This is a genomic window from Pantoea sp. JZ29 (assembly GCF_035190385.1).
Classification (GTDB): Bacteria; Pseudomonadota; Gammaproteobacteria; order Enterobacterales; family Enterobacteriaceae; genus Pantoea; species Pantoea stewartii.
The window spans coordinates 1,208,214-1,224,311 of sequence record NZ_CP045241.1 but is presented as its reverse complement, the minus strand read 5'-3'; the positions used below and the strand labels follow the sequence as shown (position 1 = coordinate 1,224,311).

The window sequence follows — 16,098 nt, the reverse complement described above, 5'->3', positions numbered from 1 at the left end:
GCAGTAATGTTCATCCGTAAGTGGACATTCCTGGGAAACGTCAACGGGGGTGAGTTTGCGTACACAGCGCCGCTGTTTTCGGGCATTTTGTAATAAGTCGTCGGGTGTCTCTGGCACCGCTCTTATGATTCCCTGTCAGTAAAGGTGTTATTGTCGTGATTGTTAAACGCTCTGTTACCAGAAGTATCGCGCTGTCGTTAACGTGGATTGTCTTGCTGGCGTTACTGACGACCGGCCTGGCGCTGCTGACGCTTTCCAGTAGCCTGCGCGATGCGGAAGCCATTAATCTGGCCGGATCGCTGCGGATGCAAAGTTACCGCCTGGCCTGGGATGCCAGAGCAGATCCGCATCTGCTGACGGCGCACCTGGCGCAGTATCAACAAACGCTCAATGCCGCCGTGTTACAGGAACTCGATCGCCCCTGGGTGCCGCGCAAGGTTATTAATCACTATCAGCGTTTACGCGAAGGCTGGCCCGGTCTGGCACAGCATCTGCAGGCGAACACGTCAGATGCCTGGCGGCAACAAATGCCCAACTACGTTGACGAAATTAACCGCTTCGTACTGGCGCTACAGCGCTACGCCGAACTGAAAATGCGCGTCGTGGCCATCAGCAGCCTGACGGGCGTGATCGCCATTGTTGCGCTCGCTCTGATGACGATCCGCTTTACCCGCCAGCAGGTCGTTAAACCCCTCAATGCACTGGTCAGAGCCAGCCGCTATGTGGAAAGCGGCAATTTTGCCTTTCCGCCCCTGCATGTGCAGCAGCAGAACGAGCTGAAAGTCCTGTCACAGACTTTCAGCAGCATGGCTGCACAATTACAGTGCCATTATCAGCAACTGGAACAACGGGTCCGCGACAAAACCCGGGACTTAACCCAGGCGAATCATACGCTCTCCTTACTCTATGAAAGCTCACAAATCCTGACCAGCCGTTCGCTGCAACCGGCGCTTTTCGATGATGTGCTGAACCGCATCGTCGGCAAAGAGAATATTGCCTTCATTCAGCTTCAGGGCGAGCAGTTTACCTGTGAGGCGGGCCAGCACGATCCCGCGCTGGCCTGGCAGCATTTACCGCTGAAACAGGACGATCAACGTGTTGGCACGCTGCGCTGGCAAACCGGCGGCACGGCCCCTTCCGCCGCGTTAATGGGCAGCCTGGCCGCGATGCTGGGACGGTCGATCTGGATCTGGCAAACCCAGAAGCAGTACCAGCAAATGCTGCTGATTGAGGAGCGCGCCACGATTGCACGTGAACTGCACGACTCGCTGGCGCAGTCACTGACTTACCTGCGGATACAGCTGATGCAGCTTCGGCGCAGCCTGTCCGCCTCCGATCAGTCGGCACAGGCGATCATTGCAGATTTTGATCGCGAACTGGCAGAGGCTTACCGCCAGCTACGCGAACTGCTGGCGACCTTTCGTCTGACGATCGAAAAGGCCGATCTGGAGGCTGCTCTGCACGTGATGATTGCGCCGCTTCAGTCTCAGACTGTCGCTGATATCCGGTTGACCTGCCAGCCAGGCCTGCAGCAACTGGATGCCCGGCAACAGGTCCACGTCCTGCAAATTGCCCGGGAAGCCGTCCTGAATGCCATTCGCCATGCGAATGCCCGTTTGATTACCGTCGACTACCAGATCACGGATACAGGTGAGCATTCACTGACAATCACTGATGACGGCACGGGCATGATCAGCACAGAAGAACCCCCGGGGCATTATGGTTTCATCACCATGACCGAGCGCGCAGCATGCTTGTCTGGCCAGTTAGACATTCGTTCGCAGCCGTGTGGAACACAGATTGTGTTGCGCTTTCCACCGCGTCCGGCATCAGAGATTGACTAGCCGCACGTAACACGGCTTTACTTTTATTGCATCTCGCATCACAGGGCATGTGGCAGATCAACGGCAGGCCATCGGGTTAATCTTTACAATGACAGCACCACAGAGGGTCGCTGCAGCCGCCGCTTGACGAACCGCATTGCCCATGCGACAACCTGCAGCGTCAGGTGACAGGGAGAAAACATGGAACAACCGACTTTAACAATCATGATTGTGGACGACCATCCGCTTATGCGTCGCGGTATTCGGCAGTTACTGGCGCTTGACCCGACGCTTCAGGTCGTCGCGGAAGCCAGCAACGGCACCGAAGCACTGGCCGAGGCCCGTCGCCTGACACCGGACGTCATCCTGCTCGACCTGAATATGAAAGGGTTGTCGGGCCTGGACACGCTGAAAGCGCTTCGTCATGAAGGCATCCACTCGCGGATACTGGTGCTGACGGTGTCGGATGCGCGCAGTGATATCTTCGCCATGGTGGATGCGGGAGCCGATGGGTATTTGCTGAAAGACAGTGAACCGGAAATCCTGCTAAACCAGATCGTACAGGCCACACAGGGCGAAAATGTCTTTAGCGAGGCGGTCCGGCATTCGCTCGCGACGCGTCACAACAGCGACGATCCGTTCCGTTTGCTGACCGAACGCGAACGCGACGTGCTTCAGGAGGTGGCGCGAGGCCTGTCCAACAAAGCCGTTGCTGATACCTTGCAAATTTCAGAAGAGACGGTGAAGGTACATCTTCGCAATATCCTGCGCAAACTTGAGGTTCGCTCACGCGTTGCGGCGACCATCCTGTGGCTTGAACGTCGACATCGTTGAGAAAAAGCGCGCCAATTTACACATTCTTTATAATTTCTCCACTTTTCAAACCCTGCCCGCACGTAAAGTAGTCGCCTGGTCGTGCGTGATGTCATGGAATACTTTCGTACGTTACGCGCTGCATCGGTCATATTAATAATAAAAGCAGTGAGGAGTGCCGATTCCATGTCGAATTTCTTTATCGACCGCCCTATTTTTGCCTGGGTTTTGGCAATTTTATTGTGTCTTTGCGGCACGCTCGCCATTATTTCGCTTCCCGTTGAGCAATATCCCGACTTAGCGCCGCCCAACGTGCGTATAACCGCGACCTATCCTGGTGCCTCGGCGCAAACGCTGGAAAATACCGTTACCCAGGTTATCGAACAGAATATGACCGGTATCGATAATCTGATGTATATGTCCTCGAACAGCAGCAATACCGGCCAGGCGCAAATCACCCTCACCTTTACTGCCGGCACCAATCCCGACGAAGCACGTCAGCAGGTCCAGAATCAGTTACAGGCAGCCCTGCGTCAGTTACCTCAACCGGTGCAGTCACAAGGTGTGACCGTCAATAAAACCGGTGACAGTAATATTTTGATGGTGGCATTTGTCTCCACTGACGGCAGCATGAACAAACAAGATATTGCTGATTATGTCGCCAGTAATATTCAGGATCCCATAAGCCGAATTGATGGTGTCGGTGAAGTGGATGCCTACGGCACCCAATATGCCATGCGCATCTGGCTCGATCCCTACAAGCTGACCGCCTATGCCCTGACCACCGATGATGTGGTGAATGCCATCAAATCCCAGAACACTCAGGTGGCCGTCGGCCAGGTAGGCGGTTTGCCGGCAGTCAATAATCAGGCGCTGAACGCCACGGTGAACGCGCAGTCGATGCTGCAAACGCCCGACCAGTTTAAAGCGATTACCCTGAAGAATAATCCCGATGGCTCCGTCGTCACGCTGGGCGATGTCGCAACGGTGGCACTCGGCGCTGAAAAATACGATTCCCTCAGCCGCTACAATGGCCAGGCCGCCTCCGGACTGGGCATCAAACTGGCCTCCGGTGCCAACGAGATGAACACGGATAAGCTGGTGCGGGCACGTCTGGATGAGTTATCACACTATTTTCCGCATGGGCTGGAAGCGAAGATCGCTTATGAAACCACGCCTTTTGTCAAAGCCTCAATCACCGATGTGGTCAAAACCCTGCTGGAAGCCATTCTGCTGGTATTTGGCGTAATGTATCTGTTTATGCAGAACTTCCGGGCCACGTTAATCCCTACCATCGCCGTGCCGGTGGTGCTGCTTGGCACTTTCTGTGTGATCTTTGCCTTCGGCTACAGTATCAACACCCTGACCATGTTCGCCATGGTGCTGGCGATAGGCCTGCTGGTGGACGATGCCATTGTGGTCGTCGAAAACGTCGAACGTATCATGAGCGAGGAAGGGATCTCGCCGCGCGCAGCCACCCGAAAATCAATGGGGCAAATTCAGGGCGCGCTGGTGGGGATTGCGCTGGTGCTGTCCGCCGTCTTTATTCCCATGGCCTTTTTTGGCGGCACCGTCGGCGCCATCTACCGCCAGTTTTCGGTGACGATTGTCTCCGCCATGATCCTGTCCGTGCTGGTCGCAATGATCCTGACGCCAGCCCTGTGTGCCACGCTGCTCAAACCCATCGCCAAAGGTGAACACCACGGCGAGCGCGGCTTCTTCCGCTGGTTTAACTATCATTTCAACCGCAATGCCGATCGCTATGAGCGTGGCGTTGCCCGCATTCTGCACACAGGCGGCCGCTGGCTGCTGCTTTATGTGGGGATAATTGGCGTCATGGCGTTTCTGTTTCTTCACCTGCCTTCGTCGTTTTTGCCACAGGAAGATCGCGGCATGATTTTGACGCAGGTCCAGTTGCCCGCCGGTTCCAGCATGGATCAGACCTCGGCGGTGGTGGCCAAAGTGGAAAAATACTACCTGACGAAAGAGAAAGATAACGTGCTGTCGGTCTTCTCAACGATCGGTTCAGGCCCCGGCGGGAATGGACAAAACGTCGCGCGTCTGTTTATCCGTTTGAAAGACTGGGGTGACAGACCGGGCGCCGATCGTACCTCGTTCGCCATCATTAAGCGCGCGGGTAAAGCCTTTAAACACATCAATGAGGCCATGGTCATTGCGAGCAGCCCGCCGGCCATTACCGGGTTGGGTAGCTCATCGGGCTTCGACCTGGAGATACAGGATCATGGCGGCATCGGGCATGACAAGCTCATGGCCATGCGCGACATGCTACTGGACAAAGCCAGCAAAGATACGCTTCTGTCCCGTGTCCGTCATAACGGCCTTGATGACAGCCCACAGTTGCAAATTGATATTGATGAGCGTAAAGCGCAGGCGCTGGGCGTGTCGCTGGATACCATTAACGACACGCTCGCCACCGCCTGGGGCTCAAGCTACGTGAACGACTTTCTGGATCGGGGGCGGGTAAAAAAAGTGTATGTGCAGGCTGATGCGCCCTATCGCATGCTGCCCGATGATATCGACAAATGGTACGTGCGTAACAGCAGTGGCACCATGGTGCCCTTCTCGGCCTTTGCCACCAGCCGCTGGGAAACGGGCTCGCCGCGTCTGGAACGCTATAACGGCTACTCCTCACTGGAGATCGTGGGAGAAGCCGCAGAGGGCGTGAGTAGCGGTACCGCGATGAACGAAATGGAGAAGCTGGTTGAATCCCTGCCGCTCGGTGTGGGCTTCCAGTGGACGGGGGCGTCGTATCAGGAGCGGTTGTCCGGCTCTCAGGCTCCGGCGCTGTACGCCGTTTCGCTGCTGGTCGTGTTCCTCTGTCTGGCGGCCCTGTATGAGAGCTGGTCGATTCCGTTCTCTGTGATGCTGGTTGTGCCATTGGGTGTGGTCGGCGCCCTGATCGCCACCTGGACGCGCGGGCTGGAAAACGACGTCTATTTCCAGGTCGGCCTACTGACCGTCGTCGGGCTTTCGGCGAAGAACGCCATCCTGATTGTCGAGTTCGCCAACGAGCTTAACAGCAAGGGCGGCGAGCTGATTGAATCCACGCTTGCGGCTTCACGCCAGCGTCTGCGCCCGATCCTGATGACTTCACTGGCCTTTATCTTCGGCGTCCTGCCAATGGCGATCAGTAGCGGCGCAGGGTCAGGCAGTCAGCACTCCGTGGGCACCGGCGTGATGGGGGGAATGATTTCCGCCACGCTGTTAGCCATCCTGTTTGTACCGCTGTTCTTTGTGCTGGTGCGTCGTCGTTTCCCGCTGAAAGAGAAACATCCCGACTAACCTGCCCGCCTGTCTGGCGAACCAGACAGGCAAAAAAAACGGCCTCTGGAAACAGCGGCCGTTTTATTTCTGTGTGTGGTAAGAACTACAGCAGAGGGGAAAGTGCCCTGCTTTTCTCGTCACGTGTTACTTGTTACGTAACATCGCTTCGATAAATTCTTTCCAGTTCCCCATTTCGGTGTCAATCATAGAACCCTCTCTTATTGTAGTGGCAATATTACGCCTTTTTTTTCGCCTGGTGAATACGTTTACACCTGTTAGTACTATCGGCAAAGACGCAAAAAAGCTGAGTCTTTTCTGATTTGCTGGCTGACGCACATTTCAGCAAAGCCTTAGCCTGACAGGTTTCGCGGGGTGCTTAACCAGGACGTAGCCTAAAAATGGCATTTAAGGAAATTCTTAAAGGAGAAGTGATAAACCAGGAAATCATTAGCGCTCAAACTGAAACCGTTTACGTACACCTCAGGGCTGTCTGTTTACGTATTTTATTCGATGCGGAGCGCCGCTGGCGGATGCTGCATAAGATCACACTATGGTAAACTGCTCAGCGCATTTTTACGGGACAGGAGTAGGCGATGAGCGGGCAATGGGTCATGTTTGGCATTAAAAATTGCGACACAATCAAAAAAGCACGGCGTTTTTTAGAGGCGGCCGGCGTGGATTATCGCTTTCATGATTACCGGGCTGACGGCCTGACCGACGAACAGCTCCAGCAGTTTATCGATGTCCTCGGTTATCAGGACCTGCTGAATACGCGCGGTACCACCTGGCGCAAGCTGCCCGAATCCGAGCGTGACAGCATTACGGATGCCGCCAGCGCCAAAGCGTTGATGCTGGCGCAGCCCGCGATCATTAAGCGCCCTGTGCTGCGCACCGCCGATGGCACCTTGCTGCTGGGTTTCAGTGAAACCCTTTACCAGAATCTTCTTCAGGAGAAGTCATAATATGTTTTGTCCGGTCATTGAGCTGACGCAGCAGCTTATTCGTCGTCCCTCTCTCAGCCCCGATGACGCCGGATGCCAGGCGCTGCTGATTGCCCGCCTGCAGGCAATCGGCTTCCACATCGAAACCATGAACATCGACGACACGCTGAACTTCTGGGCTACGCGCGGTGAAGGGGAAACCCTGGCCTTTGCTGGTCATACCGATGTGGTGCCACCGGGTGACGCCAGCCGCTGGATCAATCCGCCATTTGAGCCGACCATTCGCGACGGCATGTTGTTTGGTCGTGGTGCTGCCGACATGAAAGGCTCGCTGGCCGCCATGGTGGTTGCCGCAGAACGTTTTGTCGCAGTCAATCCTCACCACAAAGGGCGACTGGCGTTTCTGATTACTTCTGACGAAGAAGCCAGCGGCACCAACGGCACGGTCAAAGTGGTCGAGCGGCTGATGGCGCGTAACGAACGTCTCGATTATTGCCTGGTCGGCGAACCCTCCAGCAGCGAAATCGTGGGCGACGTCGTGAAAAACGGCCGCCGTGGCTCGATTACGGCTAACCTGACGGTACATGGGGTACAGGGCCATGTGGCCTACCCACAGCTTGCCGATAATCCGGTACACCGCGCGATGCCCGCGCTGAATGAACTGGTGGCGACCGAATGGGATCAGGGCAACGCGTTCTTCCCGGCCACCAGTATGCAGATCGCCAATATCCAGGCAGGCACCGGCAGCAATAACGTGATCCCCGGTGAACTGTTCGTGCAGTTCAATTTCCGCTTCAGTACCGAACTCACCGACAGCCTGATCCAGCAACGTGTGACAGAACTGCTGGATCGCCATCAGTTGCGCTACACCATTGAATGGAAGCTGTCCGGTCAGCCCTTCCTGACGTCACGCGGTAAACTGGTGGATGCCGTAGTCAACGCCGTTACGCACTATAATGAAATTAAGCCGCAGTTGCAGACGTCTGGTGGCACCTCTGATGGGCGTTTTATTGCCCGCATGGGGTCGCAGGTGGTCGAACTGGGGCCTGTGAATGCCACGATTCACAAAATCAACGAGTGCGTGAAAGCATCCGATTTGCAGATGCTGAGCCGGATGTATCAACGCATCATGGAACAATTGATCGCCTGACAGCGAGGAAAGGAGCGGGCCTGTGGAGTTTATTAAAGATTACTGGTGGATCCTGGTGGTCCTGCTGATGGTCGGTGTGCTGATGAATGTGTATAAGGATTTGAAACGCATCGATCACAAAAAGTTTATGGATAACAAGCCCGATCTCCCGCCTCATCGTGATTTCAACGACAAATGGGATGACGACGAAGACTGGCCGAAGAAGAAATAACGCGTTTGCGCCCTCGCGGTCGCGAGGGCGTGCCCGGTTACATTGTCATAATCACATCATCATCGCCGGGTTTAGCCCCGCCCAACGCCTCGTCAAAGTAGCGTTTCGGCACCGTGTACTGCAGATGATGCAGGGCAAAATTCATGCTGCGGTGGTCGATGGCGTGGGCCAGATCGTCCACAACATTCAGCGTGACGTCACCGCCGAGTGCGGTTAAACGCTGTTCGGCCTGATGAGCATGTGCCAGTGGCACGCGGTCATCATAATCGCCATGAATCAGATGCACCGTCGTGCGGGTGCTGGCGCTCTCCGGCAGGGTAATAAAACGTCCGCTGAACACCACTGCGCGGCCCGCCAGATCGTTGTGCGCTTTGATGCCCTCCAGCACCATGCTTCCGCCCTGTGAAAACCCGACCAGCGCCGTGGCTTCCGGACTTATGCCGCTCTGCTGCTGCCAGTGACGAACGGACTCAACAAACTGCGGCATACTGGCGTTAACGCACTGCTGCTCGCTTTTATCATGAAGTCCGGCCTCACTAAACCATTGACCGCCAGGCCCTGGCGATCCCACCGACACGACCAGCGCCGCAGGGAAGATTTTCGCAAACCAGCTGCCAATTTCCCCCATGGCGTCAGGGTTATCACCCACGGCATGGTAAAGCAAAAACAGCTGGGCAACTTTTGGGGGTTGCTGAACAATTACATATCTCAGTGTCATATCGACCTCCTGCTACTACTCTACGCGCCCTGGCGCAGGATCATATTGGGAATATTTGAACGAGTTGGTGGATTTATTGCAATTGCTGACGAAACCCTTCGCCATCAATGCTTTGCAACGCCAGAAGTGCTTCTGCGGCTTCCGCGCGCAGTGCGGTGATTAACGCCTTGCGTCCGTTTAGCTGCGCGGTCTGCGCCAGCCGGGACAGATTGGTGTCGGCCCTGACGGCCTGCCTGAGAAGGCGTAACGGAGCCTGGCTGACAATGACCAGACGCTGGAGCACCGCCAGGCTTGCTTCAAACGGGCGTTGTGCCCAGGCGAACCCGGCTGCGAGCCGGGCATCAAACGGGGTAAACGCGCAGTCATCGGCTGCGGACAAGGGCAATGCCAGTGGTATATGTGCGCTGAGAAATGACCAGTCCCGCGCCAGCTGCTGCGCCGCTTTCTGCTGCAACTGCCTGCCGGACGACGTCAGTCCCAGCAGCGCCATCGCGGCATAGCAACCACTGCTGGCTTCGCGCTGGCTGCCAATGCGCGCTAACGTAAAGCCACAGGCGCGCCAAAACGCCCATAACGCTTCAGTGTAGCCGAAACTCACCGAGATATAGTCGTATCCGGTCGCCGCCGCGCAGGCCGCCGTGACCAGTTGCCTGCCGGTTCCCTGACGGCGTCCGCGAGGTGCCACGGCAATCCGGCTGATACGTAAAGCCCGCAGCGTGGCGGCGTCGGTGAAACCGGCATGGGCCGCCAGTGACTGCGCCACCAGATTGCCGCGCGGCCGTCTGTGGCCCGCCCATACTGCCTGAGCTAACGCCTCGCTCAGTCCGCCCTCTTCCACCAGCCAGAGCGCGCCCTGCAATGCCGGGACAGTGCCCGCCAGCCACAGGTGCATACCTGGCGCATCCAGCAGACGGCGTAAATCCAGCGGTGAGGTGCGATAATGAGCGCTGGTAAGCAGCTGATAAGCCGCCCGTAAGGCGGGCATATCCGTGCGTTCCGCCCGACGCGGACCGCCCACTCTCGCAGGGGGCATATCGGGCGTTTCTTCAAACAGTAGCGCCTGATTCAGCCAGTTTTCCAGCGGATCGTTGAGCGCCCAGCGCAGCGGTTCATCCAGCGTAAAATGGCGCACCTGCTCCAGCTCCGCACAAAACTTCAGCATGAAGCCACGTCCGCTGCCTTCATAACCCTGAATGGTCGTTACCAGCAACACGCGACGAAAACGCGCTACCAGCGCATGCAGCAGCGGTGCGGGAATCGCCGCCGCCTCATCGACAATAAGCCAGTCAACGTCTGGCACGGTTTCCAGAGCCAGAATGGCATCGGGCGCCATAAAGCGGTAGTGCTCACCCGCGAAGGCAGACAGGACGCCCGTGGCCACTTTTGCCGGGGCGGTAATAAGGCAACGTGTGTTCTGGCGGGCGAGCATCCCGGCCAGAGCCGATTTCCCTCTGCCGCGTGCAGCGGTCAGGACCGCCACGCCTGCAGAAAGGCCGTTCAGCTGGCATAGGATTGTCTGCTGCTGGACGGTTGCCTGACTGTGCCATTCCGGTAAGGCTGGCCAGTCGGGCACGTTAAGTGGCGACGGCTGCCGCAGTAAGAGTCCCTGCGCATCCTGTTCGATCAGGCGTTGCAGATGGCGGATAAAGTGAGGTGTGGCAATGGGTTCGCTGACGTCGGCCCAACGCAGGCTGTCCGCGTCGGGTTGCTGTGGCCACTGTCGCCACGGCGGCACTAACAGCAGCAGCCAGCTGCCAGCCGTCAGCGTGCCCGCCAGCGCGGCGAATGCCTCGGCATGAAAGCCCGATCGGGCATCGAAGACGGCATGATGAAACTCACGCCCCAGTAAGGTACGGAACGCCGCTGGCACACAATGCGGGCCGGGGCCGAGAGGGACGTCACTCAGGCACAGCCAGTCGCCCGCCAGTGCGTCGAACCAGCGCGCAGCCATCGTCAGGCTGTAGTCAGCATCACCACTGATAACGGCTACCCGCCGTATGCCCGCCGACGCCATCGCGCGGCTGGCGGCCGCCAGCGTCATCCTTTACCGGCGAAGGTATCGCACTGGCCAGGATTGCCGGTGTCAAAGCCACGCTTAAACCAGGTATAGCGCTGTTGCGATGTACCATGGGTAAAGCTGTCGGGCACCACGCGCCCCTGACTTTTCTGCTGCAGGCGATCGTCGCCAATAGCTTCGGCGGCATTCAGGGCTTCCTGCAAATCGCCCACCTCAAGGATCTTCTCCTGTTCCATATAGTGGCCCCAGACGCCGGCAAAGCAGTCGGCCTGAAGTTCCATTTTAACGGACAGCTGATTGATCTGGCTTTGGCTGGCGCCCTGCTGCATCTGGCGTACACGGGGCTCAATGCCCAGCAGCTTCTGCACATGGTGGCCGACTTCGTGTGCAATCACATAACCCTGCGCAAAATCACCGCCTGCGCCCAGTTTGTGTTTCATTTCGTCATAGAACGAAAGATCGATGTAGACGGTCTGGTCTGCCGGGCAATAAAACGGTCCCATAACCGACTGCCCGGTCCCGCAGCCGGTGCGCGTGGCACCGCGATACATTACCAGTTTGGGTGGCGTGTACTGCTTATGCATTTGTCTGAACAGCTTGTCCCAGGTATCTTCGGTCGTCGCCAGAATGACCGAGGTAAATTTGGCCGCTTCATCCTGATGGGGATCGGCGCTGCGCTGTTGCTGTTGGCTACCCGGCGTCGCCTCGCCGCCCGTCAGCAACGGCGTCAGGTCATAACCGTAATAACCCGCGACGGCGACCAGAATCAGCATGATAATGCCCGCTTTACCGCGTGGCAGAGGAATGCGTCCTCCTCCCATGCCTGATGACTGATTACGGCGGTCTTCAACATTGTCGCTTTCGCGACGTCCTTGCCAGCGCATGTTTTGCTCCCTGTGGCCTGTTATGCAGATGGCATGATTTTAGTTGTGTGGGGCCGCAATCACCAGCTTTCCACCAAAATGAAAAAGGAGAGCCCGCGCTCTCCTTTTGCCGGCAGACGAAGGGCAGACTCAGTCCAGCTTCACGCCCAGGCGACGGGCCACCGCTTCGTAAGCTTCAATCAGGCCACCCAGGCTCTGACGGAAGCGGTCTTTGTCCATTTTATCCAGCGTTTCTTTGTCCCACAGGCGCGCACCGTCCGGGGAGAATTCATCACCCAGCACGACCTCGCCTTTAAACAGGCCAAACTCCAGCTTGAAGTCCACCAGGATCAGCCCGGCATCATCAAACAGTTTGCTCAGTACGTCGTTCGCCTTGTACGTCAGCTCTCGCATCCGCGCCAGGTTTTCTTTACTGACCCAGCCAAAGGTTTCGCAGTAGGATTCGTTGACCATCGGGTCATGCTTCTCGTCATCCTTCAGGAACAGGTCGAACAGCGGGGGATTCAGTACCATGCCCTCTTCAACGCCCAGGCGCTTAACCAGCGAACCCGCTGCGCGGTTACGAACGACGCATTCTACCGGTACCATCTCAAGCTTTTTCACCAGCGCTTCGTTATCCGACAGCAGGGCTTCCATCTGCGTCGGAATGCCCGCTTCCTGCAGCTTCGTCATGATGAAATGGTTGAACTTATTGTTGACCATGCCTTTGCGATCAAACTGCTCGATGCGGGCACCATCGCCTGCTGATGTATCGTTGCGGAACTCAAGTATCAGCAGATCCGGGTTATCGGTGCTGTATACGGTTTTCGCTTTACCGCGATACAACTCAGCTCGCTTTTGCATCTTATTAACTCCAAACATGAAAGATCCGGTTCTGAGGCAACATATTCAGGTCGATTGCCGTGACGCAATCGATTACCTCGACGTGCGCTATTATGCCAAAAAACAAAATAAAAAGGCCGGAGAATCTCCGGCCTGGGGTAATTTTATTTGTTCATTGCGGCCTGGAACACCGACACCAGCGCATCATTTTGCGCCTGCGTCAGCACATGGCCTTTAGGATCAATGAATTGCAGACTGGTTCGGTTATCGAGATCGCCAACCTGAACCTTGTAATCGCCGTTTGGCAGTTCAGGATCTTTGGCGCCAAGGCTGTCCCAGGTGCTGCTGCCCGGCGCTTTGTAGGTCACTTTCATGCTGCCGGTTGAACGGGTCGTGTCCGTGACGTCCATGCCGACGCGTTTCATTGCCGCAGGCAGGCGCTGCCAGGCGACGTTGAACGGCGTACGTAATACCAGCATAGGCAGGCCGGTATCATCCGCTGCACTCTGCACATCAATCGCACCGTTCACGCGGCCCGCTGCGGCGTTTTCATTCGCCGTGGCAACCTTGTCCATGCCCGCCGCAATCTCATTCAGCATCTGCGCGGTATAGCGTTGGATCTGCTCTGGCGAGGTGATGTTAGTGCCTTCCTGCTGCAGTTCCAGCAGACGCACGGTCAGCACCTGCTGATAGCTCTGTGATTTCACACTGATCTGGTAACGCCCGCGATATTGCTTGTCTTCATCTGCGCGGTTCCACTGCACCCAGTCGGTGGTCAGCTGCTGTCCGGCGTCATTGCGCGACGCAATCGGGAAGTTTTTCGCCTGCACAACGCCCACAACCTGCGACCAAATTGATCCACGGTTGTTGTCGAAAATCAGTGCGCCGGTGTTATTGCTGAACTGCGCGCGTGAGCCGTTCATCAAGGCCAGCGGCTGCGCCGGTGGACGGATATCCAGCTGCTTGCCAACCGGTGCCTGACTGGTTGACGGTGGGATATCGTATTCGCCGTTCTGAACAGGCAGAATCATGCCCGGCGGCGCTTTTAACTCACGCAGCCCGCTGGCCTGCAGGTAAGATTCATCACCGCTGACCTGGCGCTTATAACGCTGATCGTTCGAACAGGCCGACAACAGCATCAGGGTGGAAAGCCCCACCACCGTTGCAATCGTTGACCGCTTTACTGAGTAATTCATTCACACTCCCTAAATTATCGCAAACCCGCTTTCACCAGCGCCTGCTCCACTTTTGGCTGTGCAACCGCCGTCAGTGGCGTCATTGGCAGACGCAGCGTGTCATTAGCGATTAATCCTAGCTGTTTTGCCGCCCATTTAACCGGGATTGGATTAGGTTCACAGAAAAGCGTCTGATGCAGGTGCATCAGACGCTGATTCAGACGGCGAGCTTCAACGAAATTGCCCTGCTGTGCCAGTTTGCACAGTTCGGCCATTTCGCGTGCTGCTACGTTTGCCGTCACCGAAATGACGCCGTTACCGCCCAGTTGCATAAAGTCCAGTGCGCTGGCGTCGTCGCCACTCACCAGGATGAACGCATCATCAACCAGCTCTTGGATCTGGCTGACACGCGATAAGTTCCCGGTTGCCTCTTTGATTCCGATAATATTTTTGATTTCAGCGAGGCGGGCAACGGTTTCCGGCAACATATCACAACCGGTACGGGAAGGGACGTTATACAGCATCTGCGGCAGGCTGGTGCTCTCGGCAATCGCTTTAAAGTGCTGGTATAAGCCTTCCTGGGTAGGACGATTATAGTAAGGTGTGACCGTCAGGCAGCCAACAACGCCTGAATTTTCAAATCGTTTGGTCAGCGAGATGCCTTCCGCTGTCGCATTGGCGCCGGTGCCGGCAATCACGGGAATACGCCCATCCGCCAGATCCAGGGTTTGCAGCACCACATCACCATGTTCTTCATGGCTCAGGGTGGCTGATTCGCCGGTGGTGCCGACGGAAACGATCGCCGCAGTACCGCTGGCGACATGGTAATCAATCAGTTTTTTCAAACTCGCACGGCAGACATTACCTTTGTCATCCATCGGCGTAACGAGTGCAACAATACTTCCCGTAAACATTGGCGATCCCCTCGACAAACAAGTGCTTCATGGTACGGTTTACACTTAGGGAAAAGCAAGCAAGCTCCGCTATTCCCGCGCTTGTCAGCAGTTTTTTTTATGTTTACCTTATGGTTATTAGCAAATGCACAGGGAATCCTATTTTGTCGCAATCTCAACCCCATCACTTGGTGATCACCGCTCTGGGTGTTGACCGTCCGGGTATCGTTAATACGATTACTCGCCACGTCAGCAGTTGCGGTTGCAACATCGAAGACAGTCGCCTTGCCATGCTTGGGGATGAATTCACGTTCATTATGCTGCTGTCCGGCAGCTGGAACGCGATCACGCTGATTGAGTCCACGCTCCCGCTCAAAGGCGCAGAGCTGGAACTGCTGATCGTGATGAAGCGTACGCACGCTACCGCACGCCCACCGATGCCCGACACGGCCTTTATCCAGGTCGAGGTGGCTGACTCACCGCATATCATTGAGCGCTTTACGGATCTCACCGATAAGAACCAGATGAACATTGCGGAACTGGTTTCACGTATTCAGCCTGCTCAACACGGCAAGCCCGCCACACTCTATATTCAGATGACGGCACACAGCCCGACGCGCAGCGACGGCCCGGCATTTGAACTGGCGTTTAATGCGTTATGTCAGGAACTGAATGCACAGGGTTCGTTACGGCTTTACAGTCTGAGCGATGCGGACACCCACGAACTGGTTGTACCCGGCAGGTAAAGACGAGCGCCTCGCAGACTGTTCTGCTACGTTAAAAGTACGGTCAGGTGAGGAAACCGTCTGAAATTGATAATTTTCCATTTGGCTGTTTCTCGCCTCATGGTGTATTAACCACAGCATGAACCGAAAAAATGGAGAGATGTGATGAATCCACTGAAAGCCGGTGATACCGCACCGAAATTTAGCTTGCCCGATCAGGATGGCGAACAAGTGAATTTAGCCGACTTCCAGGGTCAGCGCGTTCTGGTCTACTTTTACCCTAAAGCCATGACGCCAGGCTGTACTGTTCAGGCATGTGGTCTGCGTGACAACATGGATGAGCTAAAAAAGGCGGGCGTTGAAGTCCTGGGAATCAGTACGGATAAACCGGAAAAGCTGTCACGTTTTGCAGAAAAAGAGCTGCTTAACTTCACGCTGCTGTCGGACGAAGATCACCAGGTATGCCAGCAGTTTGGCGTCTGGGGTGAAAAAACCTTTATGGGTAAAACCTACGACGGCATCCACCGCATCAGTTTCCTGGTCGATGCCAACGGCAAGATTGAAAAAGTGTTCGACGATTTCAAAACGTCCAATCACCACGACATCGTGATGGACTATCTTAAGTCTGCATGAGCCTCTCA

At 56.1% G+C, this 16,098-nt stretch carries 15 protein-coding genes; 8 read left to right on the top strand and 7 right to left on the bottom strand.

Features of this window, described 5'->3' with window-relative positions; genetic code table 11:
- The first annotated feature begins 155 nt into the window (after positions 1 to 155).
- The 3 genes from narQ to acrD all read left to right on the top strand — a co-directional run bounded on the left by narQ (position 156) and on the right by acrD (position 5,939).
- Positions 156 to 1,844 (top strand): nitrate/nitrite two-component system sensor histidine kinase NarQ, encoded by a 1,689-nt coding sequence (narQ, locus tag GC090_RS05830; RefSeq protein ID WP_324021089.1) that lies wholly within the window; start codon positions 156 to 158, stop codon positions 1,842 to 1,844.
- 180 nt (positions 1,845 to 2,024) lie between these two features.
- Positions 2,025 to 2,657, top strand: a complete 633-nt coding sequence (locus GC090_RS05825) for a response regulator (protein ID WP_033740837.1) — start codon at positions 2,025 to 2,027, stop codon at positions 2,655 to 2,657.
- Positions 2,658 to 2,822: 165 nt separating this feature from the next.
- The gene (gene acrD, locus GC090_RS05820; RefSeq protein ID WP_033740838.1) at positions 2,823 to 5,939 is read left to right on the top strand and encodes a multidrug efflux RND transporter permease AcrD; all 3,117 of its coding nucleotides are present in this window, start codon (positions 2,823 to 2,825) and stop codon (positions 5,937 to 5,939) included.
- A 126-nt stretch (positions 5,940 to 6,065) separates the two neighbouring features.
- Here acrD and ypfM read toward each other — a convergent pair whose 3' ends face one another.
- On the bottom strand, positions 6,066 to 6,128 hold the full coding sequence (ypfM, locus tag GC090_RS23255) for a protein YpfM (protein WP_139015967.1): 63 nt from the start codon (positions 6,126 to 6,128) through the stop codon (positions 6,066 to 6,068).
- Positions 6,129 to 6,514: 386 nt separating this feature from the next.
- On the opposite strand from ypfM, the gene GC090_RS05815 reads away from it, so the two are divergent.
- The 3 genes from GC090_RS05815 (at position 6,515) to GC090_RS05805 (ending at position 8,223) form a co-directional block, all read left to right on the top strand.
- The gene (locus tag GC090_RS05815) at positions 6,515 to 6,883 is read left to right on the top strand and encodes an ArsC family reductase (protein WP_133745420.1); all 369 of its coding nucleotides are present in this window, start codon (positions 6,515 to 6,517) and stop codon (positions 6,881 to 6,883) included.
- 1 nt (position 6,884) lies between these two features.
- A complete protein-coding gene (gene dapE / locus GC090_RS05810; protein ID WP_324021087.1) occupies positions 6,885 to 8,012 on the top strand; it encodes a succinyl-diaminopimelate desuccinylase in 1,128 nt (375 codons plus the stop codon).
- Positions 8,013 to 8,079: 67 nt separating this feature from the next.
- Positions 8,080 to 8,223, top strand: a complete 144-nt coding sequence (locus GC090_RS05805; protein ID WP_191091058.1) for a YpfN family protein — start codon at positions 8,080 to 8,082, stop codon at positions 8,221 to 8,223.
- A 37-nt stretch (positions 8,224 to 8,260) separates the two neighbouring features.
- Here the strand turns inward: GC090_RS05805 and ypfH are convergent, their stop codons facing one another.
- The 6 genes from ypfH to dapA all read right to left on the bottom strand — a co-directional run bounded on the left by ypfH (position 8,261) and on the right by dapA (position 14,753).
- On the bottom strand, positions 8,261 to 8,941 hold the full coding sequence (gene ypfH / locus GC090_RS05800) for an esterase (RefSeq protein WP_324021084.1): 681 nt from the start codon (positions 8,939 to 8,941) through the stop codon (positions 8,261 to 8,263).
- Positions 8,942 to 9,014: 73 nt separating this feature from the next.
- Positions 9,015 to 10,982: a tRNA(Met) cytidine acetyltransferase TmcA gene (locus tag GC090_RS05795; RefSeq protein ID WP_324021082.1), complete on the bottom strand. Its 1,968-nt coding sequence runs from the start codon at positions 10,980 to 10,982 to the stop codon at positions 9,015 to 9,017.
- Positions 10,979 to 11,842 carry a KPN_02809 family neutral zinc metallopeptidase gene (locus GC090_RS05790; RefSeq protein ID WP_006120429.1) on the bottom strand — a complete coding sequence of 288 codons (864 nt, stop codon included), beginning with the start codon at positions 11,840 to 11,842 and terminating at the stop codon, positions 10,979 to 10,981. Before GC090_RS05790 ends, GC090_RS05795 begins: the two co-directional genes overlap by 4 nt.
- Positions 11,843 to 11,971: 129 nt before the next feature.
- Complete coding sequence (purC, locus tag GC090_RS05785) at positions 11,972 to 12,685, bottom strand: phosphoribosylaminoimidazolesuccinocarboxamide synthase (protein WP_033740988.1); 714 nt, start codon at positions 12,683 to 12,685, stop codon at positions 11,972 to 11,974.
- A gap of 143 nt (positions 12,686 to 12,828) precedes the next feature.
- Positions 12,829 to 13,860, bottom strand: coding sequence for an outer membrane protein assembly factor BamC (gene bamC / locus GC090_RS05780; RefSeq protein ID WP_033740841.1), 1,032 nt, complete (start codon positions 13,858 to 13,860; stop codon positions 12,829 to 12,831).
- Between the two features lie 14 nt (positions 13,861 to 13,874).
- A complete protein-coding gene (gene dapA / locus GC090_RS05775; RefSeq protein WP_033740842.1) occupies positions 13,875 to 14,753 on the bottom strand; it encodes a 4-hydroxy-tetrahydrodipicolinate synthase in 879 nt (292 codons plus the stop codon).
- A gap of 110 nt (positions 14,754 to 14,863) precedes the next feature.
- On the opposite strand from dapA, the gene GC090_RS05770 reads away from it, so the two are divergent.
- Both GC090_RS05770 and bcp read left to right on the top strand, forming a co-directional pair.
- Positions 14,864 to 15,478, top strand: coding sequence for a glycine cleavage system transcriptional repressor (locus GC090_RS05770; protein WP_416381877.1), 615 nt, complete (start codon positions 14,864 to 14,866; stop codon positions 15,476 to 15,478).
- Between the two features lie 144 nt (positions 15,479 to 15,622).
- Positions 15,623 to 16,090: a thioredoxin-dependent thiol peroxidase gene (bcp, locus tag GC090_RS05765; RefSeq protein WP_006120436.1), complete on the top strand. Its 468-nt coding sequence runs from the start codon at positions 15,623 to 15,625 to the stop codon at positions 16,088 to 16,090.
- Positions 16,091 to 16,098: the final 8 nt, after the last annotated feature.

Excerpts from the sequence above, each read along its gene's own strand:
- GC090_RS05825 (WP_033740837.1), top strand. The coding sequence starts at position 2,025 with ATGGAACAACCGACTTTAACAATCATGATTGTGGACGACCATCCGCTT.
- acrD (WP_033740838.1), top strand. The coding sequence starts at position 2,823 with ATGTCGAATTTCTTTATCGACCGCCCTATTTTTGCCTGGGTTTTGGCA.
- GC090_RS05815 (WP_133745420.1), top strand. The coding sequence starts at position 6,515 with ATGAGCGGGCAATGGGTCATGTTTGGCATTAAAAATTGCGACACAATC.
- dapE (WP_324021087.1), top strand. The coding sequence starts at position 6,885 with ATGTTTTGTCCGGTCATTGAGCTGACGCAGCAGCTTATTCGTCGTCCC.
- GC090_RS05805 (WP_191091058.1), top strand. The coding sequence starts at position 8,080 with ATGGTCGGTGTGCTGATGAATGTGTATAAGGATTTGAAACGCATCGAT.
- ypfH (WP_324021084.1), bottom strand. The coding sequence starts at position 8,941 with ATGACACTGAGATATGTAATTGTTCAGCAACCCCCAAAAGTTGCCCAG.
- GC090_RS05795 (WP_324021082.1), bottom strand. The coding sequence starts at position 10,982 with ATGACGCTGGCGGCCGCCAGCCGCGCGATGGCGTCGGCGGGCATACGG.
- GC090_RS05790 (WP_006120429.1), bottom strand. The coding sequence starts at position 11,842 with ATGCGCTGGCAAGGACGTCGCGAAAGCGACAATGTTGAAGACCGCCGT.
- purC (WP_033740988.1), bottom strand. The coding sequence starts at position 12,685 with ATGCAAAAGCGAGCTGAGTTGTATCGCGGTAAAGCGAAAACCGTATAC.
- bamC (WP_033740841.1), bottom strand. The coding sequence starts at position 13,860 with ATGAATTACTCAGTAAAGCGGTCAACGATTGCAACGGTGGTGGGGCTT.
- dapA (WP_033740842.1), bottom strand. The coding sequence starts at position 14,753 with ATGTTTACGGGAAGTATTGTTGCACTCGTTACGCCGATGGATGACAAA.
- GC090_RS05770 (WP_416381877.1), top strand. The coding sequence starts at position 14,864 with ATGGTTATTAGCAAATGCACAGGGAATCCTATTTTGTCGCAATCTCAA.
- bcp (WP_006120436.1), top strand. The coding sequence starts at position 15,623 with ATGAATCCACTGAAAGCCGGTGATACCGCACCGAAATTTAGCTTGCCC.